A 22,737-nucleotide genomic window follows, 5' to 3' on the forward strand; every position below is an offset into this window, starting at 1 on the left:
ATCTCAGTTGTCCTCACCAGCAAGCGGGCCTGGCAGACGGAAGTTGATGTTCTCTTCCTTCACGATCCGCTCTTCAATCTTCAGCGTGTACTTGGCAGCGAGCGCCGTCACCATTTCCTGCACCAGACTTTCCGGAGCAGACGCACCGGCACTGATGCCCAGCGTCTCCACACCTTCCAGAGCGGACCAGTCAAGGTCTGCCAGCTTCGGTACCAGCAGGGCCCGGCGCGCACCGGAACGCTCTGCCACTTCCCGCAGGCGCTGCGAGTTGGAAGAGTTTGGCGAGCCAATAACGATGACCAGATCGCTCTCAGGCGCAATGGCCTTCACAGCTTCCTGACGATTGGTCGTGGCGTAGCAGATGTCTTCGCGCTTCGGCCCTTCGATCAGCGGGAAACGCGAGCGAAGAATATCGACGATTTCTGCCGTATCATCGACAGACAGCGTCGTCTGCGTGATGAACGCCAGCTTTGCCGGGTCTTCCGGCTGGATCGTACGGGCTTCCTCGGCATCGTTGATGAGCGTCACAGCGCCGGGAGGGAGCTGACCCATCGTGCCGACCACTTCCGGATGGCCGGCATGACCGATCATCAGAATATGAAGCTGCTCCGGACCACCACCCGCAAAGTGACGTTCTGCCTCACGATGAACCTTGGACACCAGCGGGCAGGTTGCATCCAGATAAAGCAGGTTGCGGCGCTGCGCTTCAGCCGGCACGGATTTCGGCACACCATGAGCCGAGAAAACGACGTGCCCGTCGGCTGGCACTTCGTCGAGTTCTTCAACGAAAATGGCACCCTTGGCTTCCAGCCCCTCAACCACGGTGCGGTTATGAACGATTTCATGACGCACATACACTGGCGCGCCATAACGACGCAGGGCTTCTTCAACGACGCGGATCGCACGATCCACACCGGCGCAGAAACCACGGGGGCCGGCGAGCAGGACCCGGAGCGTCTTCTGGTGTGCAGCACGTTCTGGTGCAAGAGTTGTCTGTTCTGGCATGGTGTTCCCCAAGCGGGCGGAGTTCGATATGTAGGACTATTATCGACCGGATTGAGGCATGTCGCAACGTCCGGGCCGCTTTGTGGGAGTTTCTACAGCAGATGCCAGCCTTCCGGCGCCTTGCCACGTCCCTGTTTGTCCCGGCTTTTGCCGTTCTCGCCCTTTCGACACTGGCAGGGTGCGACGAATCCAATCCGGGCATGTTCGCTCCGGCCTGCCCCGCCACGGAAATTCCGAGCGCCGCATCTGACCGGTTCGTTTATGACGGTCGCGGACTGGACGTTGGCAGTCTGGTCAGCCATGCCCAGCTGACATCCATTGCCGGAGACTGCCAGCGTGGCCCCAAAGGCCCGAAGGATCAGGAAATGGTGCGGACGCGCATCAGCCTCGCAATGAACCTGACCCGCGGCCCGGCTTCCGAGAGCAGCAGCATTGATGTTCCCTATTTCATCGTCATCATGCGCGATGGAAAGATCGTGGATAAAAAAGTCTTCACGGACACGTTCAAACTCGAACCGAATGTGAGTGCCCAGCCCGTCCGTACAGAGCTACGCCTGATTGATCTTCCGGCTTCCAAAAATCTGCAGGACAACCCTTACACGCTGGAAATTGGCTATCAGCTCACACACGATGAACTGGACTATAACCGCGCCCATCTTCCTGTCGTAAAATTCCGTGGCCGGACACAGTAACGGCCTTTCTTTTCCTCTTTCACCCGTCGTCAAAACCCGTATCACGCTGAAAATGACCCTAGCCTGTCTGACAGGCTTCGGGTCTTCAGCCTTTTCCGCGCCCCTTGATGTTTCGGCATCGAAAGAAGAACAGATCAAGGTTCATCACGCAGAGCGTCCGGAAATCCAGAACTTCCCTCATGCGGGCTTTCTGGAACAGCCTAGACGCCTGACCACACGTCAGAATCTTGCCCCAATCGGACGGCAGCCGCACTGGGGTGGGTTCAATCGCGGCAACGGCGAAGGCGCGGGCTTCGGTCCTGTTGGCCGTTACGGCGTGGCACCCTGGGCAGAAGACTGGTCTTATCTGCGCGATCAGAGTCATCGGAACGATTTGTTCGACCCTTTGAAGTTCATTGCCCTGAACAACCAGCGCACCATCTGGCTTTCTCTCTCAGAACGTACCCGCCTGCGTAACTGGTACAACGACTATCCGATGCTCGGGACAAACCCACACTCTGGTTCTGGACGCTTCGTCACCCGGAACATGTTCGGAGCCGATCTACATCTTGGAGAACACTGGCGCATTTTCGGGCAGCTTGTGAATGGGACCGCGGCTGGCTGGAATGGCTACGGCTATGGCAGCACCTACCGAAAACGACTGGATCTGCATCAGGCGTTCATTGAATACAAACAGACCATTGGCACGGCCAAAACGGGACTGATGTTTGGGCGTCAGCAATTTCTCGATGCGCCTTCTTACGTTCTGTATGATCGCGAGCCTCCCAATATCCAGATTACCTGGAACGGCCCGCGTGCTTACGCAATTCTGCCACATATCCGGTTTGATCTGTATGACTTCGTAGCTACGAATATTACTCCCCGGGCCATGTTCCATGACACACAGGACTGGAACACGCGGCTTTATGGCTTCAACACCACAGCTGATGTACCAGCCTTCCATTTGGGCCATCAACGGATCCAGTCTTATCTGGATCTGTTCTGGATCGGCTTTCACTTAGGTGGAAAGACGGGATCGGTTCCGGTCTTGAGTTCAATCGCTGTCAAATCCGTCACTGGCGCAACCAGTCGCAACAATCTGGGCTTCCGCTGGTACGGTACAGCACAACAACTGGAATATGCTCTGGGGGTTCTGTGGCAACAGGGCAATTTTACGCCCTATGGCACAACAGCGCGCAGGCAGGTCTCTGCATATTCCGTCAATACAACGGTGGGATACAGGCGGTCCGACCTGCTGTTCAAGCCTTTCTTTGGTGTGCAAACAGACGTCTATTCAGGCGGTAACGAACGTCATCGAGCGGGGACTGTAGGAACTTACAGCGCGCCCTTCGCTCCCCAGAATCCCTATCTGGATTACACTGGCTATATAGGCGCAGCGAACCTGATCAATCTGTCTCCGATCCTCGTCGGCTCTTATGGAAAAGTCTCGCTTCGGGTAAAAGCGCCAATCCTGTGGCGGCAGACCACACAGGCTTCGGTCTATTCCATTACGTCTGCCTATAATTTTCCGAAGTTCCACAGTCACTTTGTAGGCGTTGCGCCGAATGGTCTGCTGACATGGGCTGTAAACCACCACTGGAACTGGACTCACGTTGTAGCCTGGTTTGCCGCTTCGCATGATCTGAAAAACGCTGGCGCCAAAAGCGGGCTGTATTATCAGTCCAGTCTCTCATTTGCCTTCTGAAGAATGGTTGCAGAGCCGCGCCCTGCAGCGTAATGCCCCCATACTCACGCGACATCACAGGATTGCCCCATCATGAAATATATGGACAGCCGCGAACTGACCTTGAGGGGCATCATACTGGGTGCGCTCATTACAGTCGTCTTTACGGCCGCCAATGTTTATCTGGGCCTGAAGATCGGTCTGACTTTCGGCTCATCCATTCCGGCCACCATTATTTCAATGGCTGTGCTTCGCCTCATGGGCGGCGGCACGATGCTCGAAAACAACATGGTCCAGACCCAGGCCTCAGCGGCAGGAAGCCTCTCCTGCATCTTTGCAGCCCTTCCTGGCCTGATCATGGTGGGATACTGGCACGAGTTCCCCTATTTTGTGTCCCTGCTGCTGACGCTGGGCGGTGGTATGACAGGAGTCATCTTCACCATTCCGCTGCGTCGTGCGCTGGTCCGAAATTCTGATCTTCCTTACCCAGAAGGTACGGCCTGCGCAGAAATCCTGCGGGCTTCTTCTCCAGAGGGGGACGCAGAGAGCCTTCGCTCTCTTACGAAGGGTACGGCTGTTTCCGCAGTGATCGCCTTTGCAACTGCCGGCCTGCGCCTTCTGTCAGATGGGGTTTCAGCGGCCACCAGCTGGGGCGCTTCGGCCTTCCGTCTTGATATCAGCTTCTCTCTGGCTCTTCTCGGAACCGGCTACCTCGTTGGCATTGCAGGCGGCATTGCCATGCTTCTCGGGGTTTTCCTGGCTTGGGGGATCATGATTCCGGTTCTGGGACATCTGAACCCGGTGGCAGACCCTCTAGCTGCAACAACAGCACTATGGCTGCACAAGGTTCGTTTCATGGGTGCTGGAGCAATCGCCATTGCAGCAATCTGGACCCTTCTTGCCCTCGCCGGACCAGTCGCTCAGGGGCTGAAAGAAGCTCTTTCAGTCAAACACCGGGCATCACAAGACGAAGCGGACCTCGATCTTGCTCCTCGCACCCTGATTGTTCTGAGCCTTGTACTCGCGCTGATCCTGTCAGGGCTGTTCACCCAGTTCCTCTGGCCCGTTATGCCTCATGGTGCCTCAATGACCACACTCGTCATTCTGGGCATTGTTGCGTGCTTCGGTCTCGGCTTTCTGGTGGCCAGTGCCTGCGGATACATGGCGGGGATCATCGGCTCTTCGTCATCGCCGATTTCTGGTGTTGGAATTATCGCCATCATCGCTATTTCAGTAGCCCTTTGGGGGCTGGAAAGCGGGGGTATTCTGTCGCCGGATCAACGCCCCACGGTCATCGCATTTGGCTTGTTTGTTCTTTCTGCGATTACAGCGTCCGCCGCAATGTCCAACGACAATCTGCAGGATCTGAAAACCGGCCAGCTTGTAGGCGCTGCCCCCTGGAAACAGGAAGTTGCCCTGTTGATCGGCTGCGTTGTCGGTGCTGTTGTCATTCCGTGGGTACTCCAGACACTTTATCAGGCGTACGGGTTTGTCAGTGCACTGCCACGCGACGGAATGGACCCAACACGCGCCTTGGCTGCGCCGCAGCCCGCTCTGATGGCCGCGATCGCCAAGGGTATCCTGACCCACGATCTTGACTGGCTGATGCTGGAAATCGGTGCCGCCATCGGTATCGTTCTGGTCGTTGCAGACATACTCCTGAAGCGTCGCAATCTGTCTCTGCCGCCGCTGGCTGTTGGCATGGGAATCTATCTGCCAGCAGATGTTTCCGTCACGATTGCAATCGGCGCAGGTCTGGGATGGCTGCTCCGTCGCTTCCCCAAAGATCAGGGAACGATGCTGGCTTCAGGATTTATTGTCGGGGAAAGTCTGGTCGGCGTCGCCGTGGCCGCCATTGCCGGCGCCACGGGCAGCACCGAAACACTGTCCCTTCACCTGCCCGCGATGCTTCGCTCCGGGCTGGGATGGGCCGTGTTTCTGGGGGTGATGTTCTGGTTCGGGCGGCGTATCAGCCGCCAGTCGACCTGAAAAAGTTGTGGCCTGACAGAGTCAGGCCTTCACCCACCACTGAACGGGCTCTGGCTCGTTCGATTCAACGTCAGCCAGAACAGGCTCGTCGGCAACCATAACATCGTCTTCAACGACAACCTTACGCGGACGCCCTACCGGACGCGGTGTCCGGCGAGCAGCTTCAGCAGCCTGCTCCCGCGCCTGATGAAGCTGCGCCTTGAGAGACTGGATCTGATCCTGATGATCGCGCAGATTCCGGTTCAGTTCCGTAATCTGAATCTTGGCATGAGCTTCACGTGTTTCGAACGCCTTAAGCTGCGTCCGAATATCTGAGAGGCTCTTTTCGGCTTCTTCCCAGCGGCGCTGTTCACGCTTCACCGACTGACGAAGACGCTCGATTTCTTCCTGCTCTTCCTGACCAGGTCCATTGTTCCGCTGACTAAAGCCACGGCTGGCCTGGTGTTCAACAACAACCTGTCCGTCACGCACAAAGCGACGGCGGCGTTCCGTAGTTGGTGTCACCGGGCGAGGCTTCTGGGAGCGGGATGATGACCCCGATCCTAGACGAGCCAGCGCCTCTCGCAGTTTGTCTTCGCTAACCTGCTGATCGTCCTGCATTCTTTGTTTTTTCAACCAATAATGAAATTTATGCTGTGTTTCCCAACAGGGACGACCTCTCTGAATAAAAGAGAGACTGAAAAGCCCATGAGCCAATCAGCGAAACGTGTCCTGGCAAGGAAATTGAAAGTCGGCATTAACGGAATTCATGAATGACCCGTTCTGTCAGACAATTGCCTTTTATCAGGTCCGCCAAGGCCTGTCATCAAAACAATAGAACTGTATTCGTATTTCTTTATTTCCACTGACCCGGTTGCCAGAGCACATCTTGGGCACCGTCCTCATTCGCATGGCGAGCAAGAACAAAGAAATAGTCTGACAATCGGTTCAGAAACCGGATCCCTTCCGCCGGCCTCGGCTCGAGGGAGATCAACCTGCGCTCCGCCCGGCGGGTGACTGTGCGAGCCAAGTGGGCATGGGCTGAAATCAGGGAGCCTCCCGGCAAAATAAAACTACGGAGTTCAGGCTGCGCGACCCTGAGCCGCTCAATACAGGCTTCGATCCAGAAAACCGCTTTCTCCGTCAAAGCAGGCGGGCGACCTGTATCGGGGATACAGAGATCAGCCCCCAAATCAAATAAACAGGACTGTATCTGCCGAATATCAGAAGAAATACTGGAAGTATTTCCATCCATCCGTACGTGATATTCAAGAACCCCCAGAAGAGCATTCAGCTCATCGACCGCTCCCATGGCTTCAATCCGGGCACAGTCCTTGGAGACGCGCGAACCATCCCCAAGGGACGTCTGCCCCTGATCTCCTCCGCGGGTCACGATACGATCAAGCCGAATACTCATTCCGGAAATCTTTCCTCAGTGACGGCCGAAGTGATGGTGATGACCCTTGATGGTCTTCGCACCACTCAGATCACCTGCCCGAGTCGTATGATCCTGAAGCATTTTGGTCGTGTCCCCGGCCAGGATCTTGATATCTGCCGTCCCACCCGACTGCGTAGCGGTGGTGAGAGCGCTTGTCAGAGCAGGCGTCTGAACACTTTTGATTTCGCTCAGGAACACACGATCAAAAGATGTGCCATACAGATGACCGAACGTCGCAACATGCGCTTCATCGCCAGCGTTCAGCTTGTCCGTGACGGTCAGATGGGAATCCGTGGCGATCTTTGCAACAGCCTTGCGGTTCGTCGTGTGGTCGCTGACAACTGTGGCTGCAAAAGCCTTCACGACATCACTGTTGCTGTGCGTCGCAGCAAGGTTGGCGATGCTGATCTGCGTCAGATCCATGGCATCAACCTGCTGCAGGAACGCCGCATCCGCCGTGGACAGCGTATAGGTCGAAGCCGCAGACGGCAGAGCCGGAGCTGGCGGCGCATCCGGTGCATTACAGGCCGCAAGACCAGCAAACAGGCTCAGGGATGCAAAAGCAGCAAAACGTGCGGTGGCTCTCATGAAGAGGCAGTCCTTTCATCGGTGAGACCGGGAGAAGCCCCCCGGCCGCTACGGGTGAATGGCCCCGCGTTCAAAACGGTCCATTCATGTTCCGGAACACTTCATGGTACATTCAACGCATGTCCGCAAATCCCCGCCTCCCTGCCCTTTCTGGCATCTTCCGCTTCTGCTTCGTTTCAGGTGCTCTGGGGGGAGCTATCGGACTCGTGCTTGGGACACTGGCATCGCATTTGCCTGACGCCGCCTTTGCCGCCCCGAATGGAAGAGGCGTTCTCCATACAGGTGTTGAAATCCTGATGTGGCACGCCATTTCGCTTTGTGCTCTTACGCTTGGCGCCCCTTTTCTGAGGCGCCGTCTCGTCCGGCTGGCGTGCCTCACCATGGCGCTAGGAACAATTCTGTTCTGTACGCCCGTGACGTTATACGCCCTTTTTGATCTGAAAATCGGCACGTTATCCGTCGCGCGGATTGCACCTTATGGTGGCACGCTGCTGATTATTTCGTGGCTTCTGGCGGCCGCTTCGGGCCTGCGTAAAGCCTCATCCGATACTCTATGATCTGCTTCGTATCCTTTTGATAACCGCAAGTACGGCGATCTGAATAATCAGCGCCGCGCAGAAGCAGAAAACGATGATACCGATCAGAATCATCTGCTCCCGGCCCAGCGCGGAGTCGACACGGAACAGCGTGTAAAGCCATTGCCACGCATGGGTCGCCGCAACCATCTGCACCAGCTTGATCGTCGGATGCCAGAACCGGAATATCGCTGCGAATGCGAGTGTTAATCCCACCAGGCTAACGGTTCGCAGGAGCGTTTCGGCAATGCTGACTTCCGGGACAGTCTTTGGGGACTGAGAAGGCACTCGGGATTTTATCAAGAACATGACCTCAAGGTTGAATTCAGCTTTAATCGTTTTTCTGCAAGACTGCGTTATGTCATGCAGTCTCTTCCTTCAATGAAAGCCTTTTTTATGCGCGCTTCCTTTCTCGCCGCAGCCGGACTGGGTCTGGCGCTTTCCGCTCCATTTGCAGCCCATGCTGCAACGACGCCAGCGCCACATCTGAGCGAAACATCCGCTCCCCCCGTCGCTGCACCGTACCCGGATACGTCTGTTGCTCAGGCTCAGGTCAAGGATGCTTTTGCCCTCGCCGCGAAAACCGGGCGCAAAGTGCTTCTCGATTTTGGTGGAAACTGGTGCCCGGACTGCAAGATGCTGTCCGGCATTTTCGCACTTCCTGATGCCAAGGCGTGGCTCGACAGCCAGTTTGTAATTGTTCCAGTCAATGTTGGCCGTATCAACACCAATCTGGATCTCGCCCAGAAATATGGCGTGACGATCAAGGCCGTTCCGACCGTCATTATCGTGACGCCAGACGGAAAGGCACTGAACGGCGACGGGTCGAAAGCGCTCGGGAACGCCCGCAGCATGTCCCCTCAGGCCGTTTTAGACCTGATTTCAGAATGGAACAGCCGCGGCTGATTTTACTTTCTGGCTCCGGAAATCACTTCGGAGCCAGAAGAGGCTTTCAGATTCCGAGTTCCTGCTCGGCTTCATGAACAACTTCCGCCAGCGCATCCGCCTCGAACGGCGAAACAAGCCCGGCATCTGCCACCAGTTGTGCAAATGGCTTCGAGCCGCCTTCGGCGCAAAGCTGGCGATAGGTTTCGAACGTCCCTTCCCGATCCATCCGGGAGCGAAGCCACAGCTGAAGCGCACAGCACTGAGCCAGCGCGTAATCAATGTAATAAAATGGCAGGCGATAAATATGAAGCTGAGCCTGCCAGCGTCCGCCCTTGGCCGGATAGTCCAGATCGCCCCAGTCCCGCCATGGCATGTACATCTTTTCCAGACGTAGCCACGTCTCATGCCGTTCGGCTGCGGTCATCTGCGGGTTAGCGTAGACCTCATGCTGGAAATGATCGACGCAGACGCCATAAGGGAAGAACGACAGCGCATCGATCAGGTGCATCCGGCGATACCGGTCAGCGGCTCCATCCTCGACCAGCGCGTCAATTTGCGGCCATGTCAGGAATTCCAGCCCCATGGAATGGATTTCTGCCGCTTCCATGGTTGGCCAGAGCTGATCAACCCAGTCCTGATCGCGGCTTTTCCAGTTTTGGAACGCGTGACCCATTTCATGGGTGAAAACGCCGATGTCGTTATGCGTGCCGTTGAAATTGGCGAAGATGTAAGGACTGCCAATCGTTGGGAAGGACGTGCAGAAGCCGCCTCCTGCTTTGCCATCACGGTTCTTCAGATCCAGATACCCAAGATCGCGCATCTGAACGTAGAAATCGCCCATCTCACCTTTAGGATCGAGCGTCCGGAACATGCCTTCAGCACGGGCAACCAGAAGATCATGATCGCCGGCGGGTTTCGGGTTCCCCTGAAGGTCAATCAGCGCCTCATCCCAGGCCCAGACCTTGTCCCACCCCATTTTCAGACGACGGCGTTCCAGCAGAGACTGAACCAGCGGCGTGACGGAACTCAGAACCTTCTCACGGAAGGCTGCAACCTGCTCGGGGCCATAATCCGTCCGGCGCATCCGGCGATAACCGAGTTCGATATAATTCTCGAACCCCAGCGTTTTCGCCATGCGGTCACGCAATTCAACGAGGCGGCTGTAAAGGGTGTCGAGTGCCTCACCATTCTCTTCGAAAAATGCCCAGCGAGCCTTTTCGGCCGCATGTCGCATCTCACGGTCCGGGCCTTGCAGGTAAGGCACCAGACCGGAAAGATTAAGCACCTTCCCGTCAAACGGGATCTTCGCCGAGGCCAGCAGAGCCGTATATTCGCCTGTCAGGCGTGCTTCTTCTTCGAGATCCGTACTGATGCGCGGATCGAACGTCGTGGTATCAGCTTCCCACAAACGGACAACATGGGGCGTGACCAGAGCTTCGAGAGCCGCTCTATCCGGGTCCCCCAGAAGGCGCTTCTTAATCGTGACTTCATGGTCCGTCGCGATAGGCGAAAGACGATCCGCGTAATCACGGTCTGCCTTGGCCTGCTCGTCCTGCGTATTGCGCGAGAATTGAAGGTGGACGTGTGATGCCCAGGATTCATATTCGCGGCGCACGAAATCGAAAGCCTGCGCAGCATCCTTGGAGCGCCCCTGATCCAGCAGGAGCGCGATATCGTCATACCGCGCCTTCAGGGACGCTTCGTCAGGACGGGGGAAAGACAGGTCAGAGAACGGAGGGATTGTCTGTGTCATGGTTCTAATTCTGACATTCCGCTCCGTCTCCGTCCATGCCTCTCAGGGTTTCTGAATCGCTTTCACAAACCCAGCCAGACGTCTGCAGGCTTCCGCAAGCTGCTCATCCGATGCCGCGCAGGATAAGCGCAGATACGGGCTGTATCCGAAGGCTGTTCCGGGGACGGTCGCAACATAGGCCTCGTCGAGTAGGGCTTCAGCGAAATCCACATCCGTGTTCAACACACGCCCATTACCGGACGTACCACCAAGAAGTGCGCCGACACCCGGATAGACGTAAAACGCTCCTTCCGGGATGGCACAGGTCAGACCGGGGATCGCCTGAAGGGCAGCCACCATTTTGTCGCGTCGGCGCTGATAGGTCTCACGCATCTGTTCGATACGCTCCAACCCACCATTCAGCGCAGCGACGGAACCTGCCTGCGCTAGGGTGCAGACGCCAGACGTCGTATTGCCCTGCACGGCAATCATCGCCTTGATAAGTGGTACTGGCCCACAGGCGAACCCAACCCGCCACCCTGTCATGGCGTAGGCTTTGGCCATTCCGTTGATGACGAGAATACGATCAGCCAGATCGGGAGCTACCTGAAGCAGGGACAGATGCTTGCGGCCGTCAAACGTCAGATGCTCGTAAATTTCATCTGACATGATCAGAACATGCGGAGCCTCACGCAGGATATCGGCAATCGCCTCAAGGTCTTTGCGCTCCAGAATGGCTCCCGTTGGGTTGTTGGGGAAATTCAGAACCAGCCAGCGGGTCTTGGGCGTGATCGCGGCTTTGATGGCCGCCGGGTCAGGACGGAACCCATCCTCTTCCCGACAGGCGACTTCCACAGCCTTCCCACCCAGCATCCGCGCAATCAGCGGATAGCTGACCCAGTACGGTGCAGGGACAATGACTTCATCGCCTTCCTCAAGTGTCGCCGTAAACGCATTATAAATAACCTGCTTGCCACCATTCGCGACCATGATCCGATCTGGTGTCGCAGCGATCTCATTATCCCGTTTGAACTTCTGGATAATAGCGTCGATCAGTGCCTTTTGGCCGGGGATAGGCGGATAACCCGTATCGCCTTCAAGCCCAGCCGCATACGCAGCTTCGATGGCTTCCGGCGGTGATGGGAAATCCGGTTGCCCCAAGGCCAAGGAAATGACATCCCTGCCCTCGGCCCGCAGTTCACGGGCCCGCGCGGCCATGGCAATGGTTGCGGGCTTGGGAAGCGTTGCCAGACGGGATGCGATGCGGAACGTCATGACAGGCCCTGGCAGAACTGCTGGATACGGGTGCAGGCTTCCTTCAGAAGCTCCGTGCTCGTGGCATAAGAAATCCGGAAATACCCAGGCGTCAGGAAAGCACTTCCATGAACAGCGGCCACACCCGTTTCATCGAGAAGCGCCGTCACAAAAGCCTCGTCACTGTCGATCAGATGACCGCCCTTACTCGTTTTTCCAAGCGTTCCCTCGATGGATGGGAAGACGTAAAACGCGCCTTCCGGCTTGGCACAGCTCAGGCCAGGGGCTTCATTGAGCATGGACACCACAAGATTACGGCGCTGCTCATAAACGCTTACCATCTCACCAATGAAATCCTGCGGGCCTGAAACAGCCTCTTTGGCCGCAGCCTGAGCAATAGAGCATGGATTGCTCGTGCTCTGCCCCTGCAGCTTGATGAGTTGGCGCGTCAGTTCAACAGGCGCTGCAGAGAAACCAATTCGCCAGCCGGTCATAGCGTAAGCTTTGGACACGCCATTCATCGTCACCGTCCGGTCCCGCAGACGCGGCTCAACCTGCACGAACGTCTTGGCGACGGCACCTTCATACATCAGCTTGGCGTACATATCGTCTGTCAGAATCCACACATGCGGATGCTCCATCAGAACGTCAGTCAGCGCTTTGAGATGATGCTCATCGTATGCAGCACCCGTCGGATTGCAAGGTGAGTTCAACATCAGCCATTTCGTCTTCGGCGTAATGGCTGCGCGGAGCTGGTCAGCCGTCAGGCGGAAGCCGTTCTCAACCGTCGTTTGAACTATAATCGGCGTTCCGTCCGCCAACGAGACGATATCAGGGTAAGACACCCAGGCCGGAGCCGGAATGATGACCTCATCACCAGCATTCAGGGTAGCGACCATCACATTATAAATGACCTGCTTGCCGCCAGTTGAAACACAGATTTCCTCGGCGCGGTAATCCAGATCGAAATCAGCGTTCAGTCGGGCCGCAACGGCTTCACGGAGCGGCATTGTGCCTGCAACGTCCGTATATTTCGTCTCGCCGTTCTGAATGGCGCGAATGGCGGCCTGCTTGACGAAATCGGGGGTATCAAAATCCGGTTCGCCAGCAGAAAGGCTGATGATGTCACGGCCTTCCGCCTTCAGAGCGCGGGCTTTCTGCGTAATCGCAATCGTCTGGCTCGGCAGGATACGGTTCAGACGGTCGGCAATGAAAGACATGATGGGTTCCTGATGGGCTTTATCGCGCAGGAACCCTACCGCTCCCGATAGGCATTTGACCACAGCCCATCTGCAGATGAGAGATGCGTTTTTTACATAAAAAAGTCGGATACCCCCCTTAGGAGCTATCCGGCTTTTTCACACATCAGCCTTCCTGAGATATCAGGCCAGCTTTTCCATTTCACGAACGACAGCCTGGCCCATCATATCGGTGCCAACACGAGCCATTCCCGGTGACATGATATCCGCAGTCCGCAAACCACTGGCCAGTACGTTAGACACTGCCTTTTCAATCAGATCGGCATCGTCCGCACGGTTCAAAGAATACCGCAGCAGCATCGCGAAGGAGAGGATCTGCGCCAGCGGGTTTGCAATCCCTTTGCCAGCGATATCCGGTGCACTGCCATGGATCGGCTCGTACAGCGCATTGCGCTTGCCGTCCTCACGGACAATGCCAAGTGTTGCAGACGGGAGCATACCGAGCGAACCCGTCAGCATGGAGGCCAGATCGGACAGGATGTCGCCGAACAGGTTGCCCGTAACGATCACATCAAACTGGTTCGGGTTACGAACGAGCTGCATGGCGCAGTTATCGGCCAGCATGTGGGACAGTTCCACATCCTGATATTCGCGCTTGTGTAGATCCGTGACGACTTCCTTCCACAGGAGGCCACTTTCCATCACATTGCACTTCTCGACGGAGCAGACGCGATTGCTGCGCTGACGGGCCATCTCAAAAGCAACGCGGGCGACACGTTCGATCTCGGACGTCGTATAGACTTCCGTATTGATCCCACGACGGGAGCCATCCGGAAGGGTCTCGATGCCGCGTGGCTCACCGAAATAGATACCACCGACCGTCTCACGGACGATCATGATATCGAGACCGCGAACGACTTCTGGCTTCAGGGCTGACGCATCAATCAGCGCATCAAAAAGCTGGGCCGGACGAAGGTTTGCAAAAAGCTCAAGCTCCTTGCGCAGCTTCAGAATGGCCACTTCAGGGCGCTTGTCGAACCCGACATGGCTCCAGGCAGGATCACCAACCGACCCGAACAGAACTGCATCAGACTTCCGGGCAAGGTCGATAACCTCATCACGGATAGGAACGCCATGGACAGCAAGGGAAGCCGCGCCAACGAGTTCTTCCGTAATGTCCAGTTTCAGGCCACGGTTTGCGTCCAGCCAGTGCACGATCCGTGCAACTTCACGCATGACTTCCGGGCCGATACCATCACCGGCAAGAACAAGAAGCTTGTGGGCTTCACTCATTTTGCAGTTCCCATGCTGATTGACGGCACCCATGCACGGCTGGCCTGATGTTCAAAGCTGCTGATTTCCGCATCATGCGCCAGCGTCTGGCCGATATCGTCCAGACCTTCGAGCAGCATGTGACGGCGGAACGGATCAACTTCGAACGGCACGACATTTCCATCCGGGCGAATGATGATCTGCTTTTCCAGATCGACCGTCAGACGGGAGTTTGCTCCCTGACGCGCATCACCCATCAGTTCGTCACAGATTTCCCGTGGTAGACGGATCGGCAGGATACCGTTCTTGAAACAGTTATTAAAAAAAATGTCGGCAAAGCTCGGCGCAATGACGCAGCGGATACCGAAATCCAGCAAAGCCCAAGGTGCGTGCTCGCGGGATGAACCACAGCCAAGGTTGTCATAGGTGATGAGGATTTCAGCATGACGATACGGCTCTTTGTTCAGAACAAAGTCCGGGTTCTCATTGCCGTTATCGTCGTAACGCTGCGCCGCAAAGGCATTCTTGCCGAGACCCGTGCGCTGGATGGTCTTCAGAAAGCGTGCCGGAATAATCTGGTCGGTGTCGATGTTTTCATTCGGCATCGGAGCCGCAATGGCGGTCAGTTCCGTGAATTTTTCCATCAGACGGTTTCCTTCATCAGCTCACGCACATCACACAGCGTGCCCGTTACAGCAGCAGCAGCAGCCATGGACGGTGAGCAAAGATGCGTTCTACCCCCGGGGCCCTGACGACCTTCAAAGTTACGGTTGGACGTAGAAGCGCAACGCTGTCCCGGCGTCAGACGATCCGGGTTCATCCCCAGACACATCGAGCAACCGGCCTCGCGCCATTCAAAACCGGCATCAAGGAAAATCTTGTCCAGCCCCTCGGCCTCGGCAGCCGCTTTCACAAGGCCTGAGCCCGGCACGATCATCGCGCGAACGTTCTTCGCAACATGACGGCCACGAACAACTTCAGCAGCAGCGCGCAGATCTTCCAGACGGCTGTTAGTGCAGGAGCCAATGAACACGACATCGACTGGCGTTCCGGCAATCTTCTGCCCAGCCGTGAGACCCATATAATCCAGAGCGCGCTGAACCTGCGCGGCCTGGGCCGGATCCTTGAAATCGGAAGGAGACGGCACAATGCCATCAATCGGAAGAACGTCCTGCGGGCTGTTGCCCCAGGTCACGGAAGGCACGATATCTTCGGCCTTCAACGTCACTTCCGTGTCGAAATGAGCGCCTTCATCCGATGCCAACGTGCACCAGTAAGCACAGGCCTGCTCGAATGCTTCACCTTTCGGGGCGAACGGACGCCCCTTCACGTATGCGAAGGTCGTTTCGTCCGGAGCAATCAGGCCAGCCTTCGCACCACCCTCAATGGACATGTTGCAGAGCGTCATACGCCCGGCCATGTCCAGGTCGCGGATTGCAGAACCAGCAAACTCGATCACATGGCCAGTGCCACCAGCCGTCCCGATCTTGCCAATAATGGCCAGTATGATGTCCTTGGCTGTCACGCCTGGACCTACTTTGCCTTCAACAGAAACACGCATGTTCTTCGCGGGCTTCTGGAGAAGCGTCTGGGTCGCCATGACGTGTTCGACTTCGGATGTACCAATACCAAATGCGAGCGCACCGAGTGCGCCGTGCGTCGAGGTATGACTGTCACCGCAAACAATCGTCATGCCTGGCAGGGAAATACCCTGCTCCGGGCCGACAACGTGAACGATGCCCTGAGACGCGGAACGCAGCGGAAAATAGGGAACGCCGAACTCAGCGACATTCTTCTCCAGCGTTTCGATCTGGAGACGGCTTTCCGGCTCTTCAATCGGCTGGGAACGGTCGGACGTTGGGACATTGTGGTCCACCACGGCGACGGTTGCGTCCGGACGGCGCAGGCGACGTCCGGCCATCCGCAGACCTTCAAAAGCCTGCGGGCTTGTCACCTCGTGAACAAGGTGACGGTCGATGTATAGGATGCACGTCCCGTCTTCGAGGCGGTCAACGACGTGATCGGCCCAGATCTTGTCAAACAGTGTTCTGGGCGAAGAAGAAACGGGCATCCTTATACTCCAACCTTGACTTAGGAAGCGGCTTTTTCGCCAGCCTTCGGCAGATCGCGCGGGCGCTCTGCAATACGGGCAGACTTACCCGAACGGCCACGCAGGTAGTACAGCTTTGCGCGACGCACCTTACCACGACGCACCACTTCGATGCTGGCGAGGGACGGAGCGTACAGCGGGAACACACGCTCCACGCCTTCACCGTTGGAAATCTTGCGAACCGTGAAGTTGCTGTTCAGGCCCTTGTTGGAACGGGCTATGACAACGCCTTCGAAGTTCTGCACGCGCTCACGCGTACCTTCAACAACGCGGACGCCAACGCGAACCGTGTCACCTGCGATGAATTCCGGAACTGCGCGAGCTGCGGAAAGACGCTCGATTTCGCGCGCCTCGTACTGCTGGATAATGTTCATGACCAAACTCCTGGAAACAAAAATTCAATGAACCTGCTGTCGCGCCAGGTACGCATCCCACAGATCGGGGCGACGTGCCTTCGTGACGGCGATTGACTGTTCATGACGCCAGCGGGCGATGGCACCATGATTGCCGGAGAGCAGGATTTCGGGCACTTCCCGCCCATCCCAGACCGCCGGCTTCGTATATTGCGGGTACTCCAGCAGACCTTCGGCAAAACTTTCGTCCTGCCCACTCATCTGGGAACCCATCACTCCCGGTAAAAGACGCACACATGCATCCAGAAGCGTCAGAGCCGGAATTTCTCCGCCTGACAGTACGACATCGCCCATACTGAACTGTTCGATATCGTGCTTTTCCAGCACACGTTCGTCGATCCCTTCAAAACGCCCACACAGAACCACGACGCCCGGTCCTGCCACGAAACGCTCTGCATCCTCATGGGACAGACGACGCCCACGCGGTGTCGGGTAAATGACTGGACGGCCATCCAACGCGGGAAGCGCCGAAAGAGCCGTGTCCAGAACATCTGCCCGCATCACCATGCCAGCCCCGCCGCCAAACGGCGTGTCATCCACAGCGCGATGACGGCCCAGTCCATGCTCACGCAGATCATGCGATTCACAGGACCAGATCCCGCGCTCGAGCGCCCTGCCCGCCAGAGAAAAACCCAGCGGACCCGGAAACATATCCGGAAACAGGGTCAGGATGTCAGCGCGCCAGCTCATGCCCGGACCTGAACCTCTCCGTCGAGATCACCTTCAACCTCGACTTCGATCGGTGGCACGACGGTCACGCGACGCTGCGCGAGATCGACATGCGGCACACAGGCCATCGTAAATGGAACAATCAGCCCCCGATCAATCTCGAGACTGACGCCAGCACCGTAGTCATGGACCACGGTAATGGTTCCAAGAACGTCGCCACTTTCGGAGACAGCCGTCATGCCAATCAGATCAGCATGATAGAACTCGTCTTCCTCAACGGCAGGCAGAACGTCGCGCGCAACATACAGCCGACGGTTGACAACCCGCTCGGCAGCCGTCCGGTCTGGCAGAGTGTTTCCCTGCCCGTCCGTCAGCGCTGCGACACCGGGAAAAAACCAGCGTGCCGTCCATGCCGCTCCATGCTCGTCATGCAGCACACCGATCGTTTCAACCGTTTCCGGATCGTCAGTGGCGGCATGCAGATGCACCAGACCGCGAACACCATGCGGGCGACCGATGGTGGCGATCAGAACATCACTGTCAGGGTTGAAGCGGGGCACGGGGTCAGGCGTCCTGATGCGTCAGCAGTTGATCAGCCGGCCGTAGCAGCAGCGGCAGCAGCGGCATCAGCAGCGCGCTTCTGTGCCTTTGCCTTCGGAGCGGACTGCTTCGGCTGCTCGCTGTATGTCGGCTTCGGAGCCAGACCAGCGTTACCAAGGAAGCGTGCAACGCGATCCGTGGCCTGTGCGCCATTGGACAGCCAGTGCGTGATACGCTCGCCATCGAGGCGGATACGGTCAGCATGATCGGAAGGCAGCATCGGGTTGTATGCGCCAACCTTCTCGATGAAACGGCCGTCGCGCGGGCTGCGGCTGTCAGCAACAACGATGTGGTAGTAAGGGCGCTTCTTGGCACCTGCGCGTGCAAGGCGAATCTTAAGGCTCATGAAAAACTCCTGAAGGACAAACTTGAAAACTTGAGACTGATCAGGCGAAAGGCGGGCGGCCACCAGGCTTACCCATGCCCTTCATCATATCAGCCAGACCACCTGCCCCACCCATGCCACGCATCAGGCCACCAAGGCCCATTTTACTAATGCGCTTCATCATTGTGGACATGTCGTCAAACTGCTTGAGCAGACGGTTCACTTCCTGAACCGTCGTTCCGGAACCCGAGGCAATCCGCTTTTTACGGGATGCCTTGATAATTCCCGGCGTCTTGCGTTCCTGCTTGGTCATCGAGGAAATGATGGCCTTGTGACGCTTGAAGATCGATGTGTCGATCTCCTTGTCACCCAGCATATCCTTGATCTTACCCATACCCGGAAGCATGCCGAGAATACCCGAGATCGACCCCATACGGTTGATTTGGTTGATCTGGGAGACATAGTCATCCAGATCAAACTTGCCGGCGAGCATCTTCTTTGCGACACGCTCGCCTTCCTCGTGGTCGAGCGTTTCCGCTGCACGCTCCACGAGACCAGCCACGTCACCTAGGCCGAGGATACGGCCGGCCACGCGTTCCGGATGGAATTCTTCGAGGGCTTCCAGCTTTTCGCCAGAGCCGGTCAGCTTGATCGGCGCGCCCGTGATGGCCTTCATGGACAGAGCCGCACCACCACGTGCATCACCATCCATACGGCTCATGACGACGCCGGTAATACCGACAGCCTCATTGAAAGACTTGGCCGTATTGACCGCGTCCTGACCCGTCATGGCATCCACGACCAGCAGCGTTTCCGCCGGATTCGCGACCGCACGAATCTGACGCACCTCATCCATCAGGGCTTCGTCGATGGAAAGACGACCTGCGGTATCGAGGATAACGATATCATAGCCTTCACGGCGGCCCGTATCGAGCGCACGCTTGGCGATCTCTACTGGCGACTGTCCGGCAACAATCGGAAGGGCCGTGACACGCTTCGTGATGGCATTGACGCGCTCTGCCAACTGCTGAAGCTGGAGCTGAGCGGCTGGACGATAGACGTCCAGACTGGCGAGAAGAACCTTCTTGCCTTCACGCTGCGACAGACGCAGAGCAATCTTGCCCGACGTCGTTGTTTTGCCGGAGCCCTGCAAGCCAACCATCAGCACAGGAACAGGCGGCACAGCGGCGAGGTTCAGCGGAACTGCGCCTGCCCCGCCCAGCGCGTCGATCAGGGCATCGTTGACGATCTTGGCAACAGCCTGGCCTGGAGATACACTTTCAAGCACTTCATGCCCGACAGCGCGCTCACGGACCTTGTTGACGAAGTCACGTACCACCGGCAGCGCAACGTCCGCTTCCAGCATGGCCAGACGGACTTCGCGCATTGCCTCGGTGACATCACCCTCGGTAAGCTTCCCATTCTTGGAAAGTCCTTCGAGGACACCGGACATCTTGCCTGAAAGTTGATCGAACAACGGGCCACCTTATAGCAAACAGAAACACGCCACTGCGCGAGCCTTCGCGATGTGGCGTGTCCGAAAACAGGACCGCTCTATCGCCTTGAGACACTGACGTCAAGCAATAGAGCAGTATTCAGTCAGAAATCAGGGAGCTGGCGGCACACCATCTTCCGGCGGGTGCCCTATGATCGCATCCAGCTGCTCATGAAGCGAATGAATCTTTTCCATCGTAACATTGGCTTGACGACGCTGCTCCGGCGTCAGCACATCGTGGAGCTTCTCCTGCGTTGCAAGACGGGCCTGAGCTTCCTGCGTATGCAGTTCACTTTCCTGTCGCGTCAGATCAGCGAGAAGAGAACGGTTAAGATCTCCTTCAGCAGATAGTTCTGTACGGATCTTGTCACGAAGATCTTTCAGCTTTTCATGCTGAGCCTTCATATCTTCATGCGCCTGCTTGAAGATCGTATGAACCTGAGCCTTCTGCGCATCTGTCAGAATGACACCAGGTGGAAACGGCGGCGGCATATCGCCTGGACCATGATCACCATGCATCCCCGCATGCAATGGAGCAGACTGATTCGGATGAGCCTGAGCCAGCAGCGGCGCAGTCAGAAGACCAACGGACGCAGCAAAAGAAAGAAAAACAGAAGTACGAAAGGCCGTCATGGATGACATATCCTTGAAGGTTGTTGGAAACGGAAGCGCACTCCCGCTTCCTTCACAATCAAGATGACACGTTCCGTGTTACAAAACTCCTCCACTCCTGTTTCGAAACGTAAACCTCGCATAGACACGTAACACAGAACGCCTCTTGACGTTCTTTCCACGACATTGCATGAAGCCCCGACATCTTGGGAACAGGATGTGACTCTGCTCTGTTTTTACTTAAGCAGACGTCAGGAGAGGTGGCCGAGTGGTTTAAGGCAGCGGTCTTGAAAACCGCCGTGCGTGGAAGCGTACCGTGGGTTCGAATCCCACCCTCTCCGCCAAAACAATACGCATTTTCTTATCATTTAGACGAATTCAATTACCGGCATTCCGTTAGAAACGGACAATTCCGGCTTACAGCAAATCAGCTATGCGCAAGCTACGGCAATCGCGGTGGCAGCTGTTTACTCTTTCTGCATAAAAAAACCTCCACCCGATACATCGGATGGAGGTTGGTCGTCTCTTCAGCAGAAACAGATTCCAGGGCACTTCAATCTCTGAAATCTGCTCTCCTCAAAAGTTAGCGCTGCCCAGCAGAACGCGCGCCGCCGCGACGACCGGCAGCCCCTCGTGCCGACGGCGGCGGACCAGAACGGCGTCGGCCACCTCCGCCATTTCCACCACCACGCTGACCGCCGCCACGTCCGCCACCAAGAACCGGAGGACGCATTGTAGAATTCTGGGCTGCATCAGAATGATAAGGGTGATCGGTTACGACCGGAATGGCCTTGTCGATCTTCTTTTCAATATCTTTCAACCAAGCACGCTGTTCAGCATCACAGAGCGAAACAGCCCACCCCTCACGGCCCGCACGCGCCGTACGGCCAATACGATGAACATAGGATTCAGGAACATTCGGCAGATCGTAGTTAAAGACGTGAGATACATCGTCCACGTCGATACCACGTGCCGCAATATCCGTTGCGACAAGCACCTTGACTGTGCCGTTCCGGAAACCCGACATGGCACGCTCACGAGCGCCCTGTGACTTGTTTCCGTGAATGGCCTCAGCGGTAATGCCGTTCTTGTTAAGGAACTCTGCAACCTTGTTGGCTTCATGCTTCATCAGAGTAAAGACAACAGCACGCACGACATTTGAGCTCTCAACAAGCATCAGCGTCGCGTCTTTCTTCTTCTCCGACTCAACGAACATGACAGCCTGACGGATACGATCGACAGTACTGGATTCAGGCGTGACCTGAACGGTTGCAGGGTCACTCAGCAGGGAATGCGCCAGATCACTGATGGACTGCGGCATCGTTGCAGAGAACAGAACTGTCTGACGACGTGCAGGAAGAAGCGCCATAATGCGACGGATGTCACGAACAAAGCCCATGTCCAGCATCCGGTCGGCTTCATCAAGCACCAGAACTTCAAGAGCCGAGAGATCAATATACCCCTGCCCTACCAGATCCAGCAGTCGGCCAGGTGCTGCCACCAGAACATCAACACCACGACGCGTCGCTTCAATCTGCCGCCCCTGACCGACGCCACCGAAAACAACAGCATGAGATAGCTTCATGTGACGGGCATAAGCCCCAAAGCTTTCGTCAATCTGGGACGCAAGTTCACGTGTTGGAGCCAACACCAGAACGCGGACGGTCTTTGGCACAGGTGGACGGCGATTCCGCAGAAGATAGTCCAGGATCGGCAAAGCAAAAGCCGCCGTCTTACCTGTTCCTGTCTGCGCCAGTCCCAGAAGATCGCGCCCTTCAAGAAGATGCGGGATTGCTCCAGCCTGAATAGGGGTCGGAGTTGTATATCCTTCTTCGGCAAGTGCCTTCTGGATTGGTTCGGCAAGATTGAGCTCTGCGAAACTGGTCATGGACCCCTCCTGAGGGATAACAAGGCCTGGCTCGCACAGCCCGAGCCGTACTTTTGGAGCACGAAAGGACGCCTGCTTTGAGCCTAGAGTTGATGAGAGACGGCTCTCAGCTGACTTCAGCCAGCATCATGACCATTTACCAGCCATTGAGACCGGTTAAATCTGGTCACTTCATTTTTCAAAAATGAACCATGAAGCCTGATACCTGAACGCCAAAACCAAATCAGCATGACGACGAAACCGTCAGCATCTCCCTGCGTTAACGGCTGGGATATCTGCGGATTGATGTAGGGCACGTTCCCTTCCACCGCAAGAGAAGTGAACTCCCGATTCACAAAAAATCATTATTAT

At 56.5% G+C, this 22,737-nt stretch carries 24 protein-coding genes and 1 tRNA gene; 6 read left to right on the plus strand and 19 right to left on the minus strand.

The window, feature by feature from the left end:
* Positions 1–3 precede the first annotated feature (3 nt).
* The gene (gene ispH, locus J4P41_RS04710) at positions 4–1,005 is read right to left on the minus strand and encodes a 4-hydroxy-3-methylbut-2-enyl diphosphate reductase (RefSeq protein WP_010503979.1); all 1,002 of its coding nucleotides are present in this window, start codon (positions 1,003–1,005) and stop codon (positions 4–6) included.
* Between the two features lie 101 nt (positions 1,006–1,106).
* Here ispH and J4P41_RS04715 point away from each other — a divergent pair, with 101 nt between their 5' ends.
* The 3 genes from J4P41_RS04715 (at position 1,107) to J4P41_RS04725 (ending at position 5,349) form a co-directional block, all read left to right on the plus strand.
* Positions 1,107–1,697: a hypothetical protein gene (locus J4P41_RS04715; RefSeq protein ID WP_034881451.1), complete on the plus strand. Its 591-nt coding sequence runs from the start codon at positions 1,107–1,109 to the stop codon at positions 1,695–1,697.
* Positions 1,698–1,749: 52 nt separating this feature from the next.
* Complete coding sequence (locus tag J4P41_RS04720) at positions 1,750–3,381, plus strand: alginate export family protein (RefSeq protein WP_426066274.1); 1,632 nt, start codon at positions 1,750–1,752, stop codon at positions 3,379–3,381.
* A gap of 72 nt (positions 3,382–3,453) precedes the next feature.
* Entirely contained in the window at positions 3,454–5,349 is a 1,896-nt protein-coding gene (locus J4P41_RS04725) for an OPT family oligopeptide transporter (RefSeq protein ID WP_426066275.1), read from the plus strand.
* A 21-nt stretch (positions 5,350–5,370) separates the two neighbouring features.
* On the opposite strand, the gene J4P41_RS04730 is transcribed toward J4P41_RS04725, so the two are convergent.
* The 3 genes from J4P41_RS04730 to J4P41_RS04740 all read right to left on the minus strand — a co-directional run bounded on the left by J4P41_RS04730 (position 5,371) and on the right by J4P41_RS04740 (position 7,354).
* Positions 5,371–5,949: a hypothetical protein gene (locus J4P41_RS04730; protein ID WP_034880435.1), complete on the minus strand. Its 579-nt coding sequence runs from the start codon at positions 5,947–5,949 to the stop codon at positions 5,371–5,373.
* Between the two features lie 235 nt (positions 5,950–6,184).
* On the minus strand, positions 6,185–6,745 hold the full coding sequence (locus J4P41_RS04735) for a cob(I)yrinic acid a,c-diamide adenosyltransferase (protein WP_426066276.1): 561 nt from the start codon (positions 6,743–6,745) through the stop codon (positions 6,185–6,187).
* Positions 6,746–6,760: 15 nt separating this feature from the next.
* Positions 6,761–7,354 carry a DUF4142 domain-containing protein gene (locus J4P41_RS04740; protein WP_426066277.1) on the minus strand — a complete coding sequence of 198 codons (594 nt, stop codon included), beginning with the start codon at positions 7,352–7,354 and terminating at the stop codon, positions 6,761–6,763.
* A 119-nt stretch (positions 7,355–7,473) separates the two neighbouring features.
* Between J4P41_RS04740 and J4P41_RS04745 the strand changes: the two genes are divergently transcribed.
* Positions 7,474–7,911 carry a DUF423 domain-containing protein gene (locus tag J4P41_RS04745; protein WP_426066278.1) on the plus strand — a complete coding sequence of 146 codons (438 nt, stop codon included), beginning with the start codon at positions 7,474–7,476 and terminating at the stop codon, positions 7,909–7,911.
* Here J4P41_RS04745 and J4P41_RS04750 read toward each other — a convergent pair.
* On the minus strand, positions 7,906–8,238 hold the full coding sequence (locus J4P41_RS04750; protein ID WP_062016218.1) for a hypothetical protein: 333 nt from the start codon (positions 8,236–8,238) through the stop codon (positions 7,906–7,908). The genes J4P41_RS04745 and J4P41_RS04750 overlap by 6 nt on opposite strands.
* A gap of 72 nt (positions 8,239–8,310) precedes the next feature.
* Here J4P41_RS04750 and J4P41_RS04755 point away from each other — a divergent pair, with 72 nt between their 5' ends.
* Positions 8,311–8,835 carry a thioredoxin family protein gene (locus J4P41_RS04755; RefSeq protein WP_026017619.1) on the plus strand — a complete coding sequence of 175 codons (525 nt, stop codon included), beginning with the start codon at positions 8,311–8,313 and terminating at the stop codon, positions 8,833–8,835.
* Positions 8,836–8,881: 46 nt separating this feature from the next.
* Here the strand turns inward: J4P41_RS04755 and J4P41_RS04760 are convergent, their stop codons facing one another.
* From J4P41_RS04760 to J4P41_RS04815, 12 genes are all read right to left on the minus strand, one after another.
* Positions 8,882–10,570, minus strand: a complete 1,689-nt coding sequence (locus J4P41_RS04760; RefSeq protein WP_426066279.1) for a M3 family oligoendopeptidase — start codon at positions 10,568–10,570, stop codon at positions 8,882–8,884.
* Positions 10,571–10,612: 42 nt separating this feature from the next.
* Positions 10,613–11,824, minus strand: coding sequence for a pyridoxal phosphate-dependent aminotransferase (locus tag J4P41_RS04765; protein WP_426066280.1), 1,212 nt, complete (start codon positions 11,822–11,824; stop codon positions 10,613–10,615).
* Positions 11,821–13,023, minus strand: coding sequence for a pyridoxal phosphate-dependent aminotransferase (locus J4P41_RS04770; RefSeq protein WP_426066281.1), 1,203 nt, complete (start codon positions 13,021–13,023; stop codon positions 11,821–11,823). Before J4P41_RS04770 ends, J4P41_RS04765 begins: the two co-directional genes overlap by 4 nt.
* Positions 13,024–13,185: 162 nt before the next feature.
* Positions 13,186–14,295 (minus strand): 3-isopropylmalate dehydrogenase, encoded by a 1,110-nt coding sequence (leuB, locus tag J4P41_RS04775; protein ID WP_010503994.1) that lies wholly within the window; start codon positions 14,293–14,295, stop codon positions 13,186–13,188.
* Positions 14,292–14,918 (minus strand): 3-isopropylmalate dehydratase small subunit, encoded by a 627-nt coding sequence (gene leuD / locus J4P41_RS04780; RefSeq protein WP_010503995.1) that lies wholly within the window; start codon positions 14,916–14,918, stop codon positions 14,292–14,294. Before leuD ends, leuB begins: the two co-directional genes overlap by 4 nt.
* Positions 14,918–16,345 (minus strand): 3-isopropylmalate dehydratase large subunit, encoded by a 1,428-nt coding sequence (gene leuC / locus J4P41_RS04785; RefSeq protein WP_426066282.1) that lies wholly within the window; start codon positions 16,343–16,345, stop codon positions 14,918–14,920. Before leuC ends, leuD begins: the two co-directional genes overlap by 1 nt.
* A 20-nt stretch (positions 16,346–16,365) precedes the next feature.
* Positions 16,366–16,758 carry a 50S ribosomal protein L19 gene (gene rplS / locus J4P41_RS04790; RefSeq protein ID WP_010504000.1) on the minus strand — a complete coding sequence of 131 codons (393 nt, stop codon included), beginning with the start codon at positions 16,756–16,758 and terminating at the stop codon, positions 16,366–16,368.
* Positions 16,759–16,782: 24 nt separating this feature from the next.
* On the minus strand, positions 16,783–17,487 hold the full coding sequence (trmD, locus tag J4P41_RS04795; RefSeq protein ID WP_023942897.1) for a tRNA (guanosine(37)-N1)-methyltransferase TrmD: 705 nt from the start codon (positions 17,485–17,487) through the stop codon (positions 16,783–16,785).
* A complete protein-coding gene (gene rimM / locus J4P41_RS04800) occupies positions 17,484–18,026 on the minus strand; it encodes a ribosome maturation factor RimM (protein ID WP_426066283.1) in 543 nt (180 codons plus the stop codon). The genes trmD and rimM overlap by 4 nt, the downstream gene beginning before the upstream one ends.
* Before the next feature lie 32 nt (positions 18,027–18,058).
* Positions 18,059–18,412, minus strand: a complete 354-nt coding sequence (rpsP, locus tag J4P41_RS04805; RefSeq protein WP_007283494.1) for a 30S ribosomal protein S16 — start codon at positions 18,410–18,412, stop codon at positions 18,059–18,061.
* Positions 18,413–18,452: 40 nt separating this feature from the next.
* Positions 18,453–19,868 (minus strand): signal recognition particle protein, encoded by a 1,416-nt coding sequence (gene ffh / locus J4P41_RS04810; protein ID WP_023942901.1) that lies wholly within the window; start codon positions 19,866–19,868, stop codon positions 18,453–18,455.
* A 129-nt stretch (positions 19,869–19,997) separates the two neighbouring features.
* Positions 19,998–20,519: a Spy/CpxP family protein refolding chaperone gene (locus tag J4P41_RS04815; protein WP_023942903.1), complete on the minus strand. Its 522-nt coding sequence runs from the start codon at positions 20,517–20,519 to the stop codon at positions 19,998–20,000.
* Between the two features lie 233 nt (positions 20,520–20,752).
* Here J4P41_RS04815 and J4P41_RS04820 point away from each other — a divergent pair.
* A tRNA-Ser gene (locus tag J4P41_RS04820) sits at positions 20,753–20,842 on the plus strand.
* A gap of 239 nt (positions 20,843–21,081) precedes the next feature.
* Here the strand turns inward: J4P41_RS04820 and J4P41_RS04825 are convergent.
* On the minus strand, positions 21,082–22,386 hold the full coding sequence (locus J4P41_RS04825; protein ID WP_211569577.1) for a DEAD/DEAH box helicase: 1,305 nt from the start codon (positions 22,384–22,386) through the stop codon (positions 21,082–21,084).
* Positions 22,387–22,502: 116 nt separating this feature from the next.
* Positions 22,503–22,682, minus strand: coding sequence for a hypothetical protein (locus J4P41_RS04830; RefSeq protein WP_426066284.1), 180 nt, complete (start codon positions 22,680–22,682; stop codon positions 22,503–22,505).
* Between the last annotated feature and the right edge of the window lie 55 nt (positions 22,683–22,737).

Source organism: Gluconobacter sp. NFX36, from assembly GCF_049887835.1.
In the GTDB taxonomy this organism is placed as follows: Bacteria; Pseudomonadota; Alphaproteobacteria; order Acetobacterales; family Acetobacteraceae; genus Gluconobacter; species Gluconobacter japonicus_A.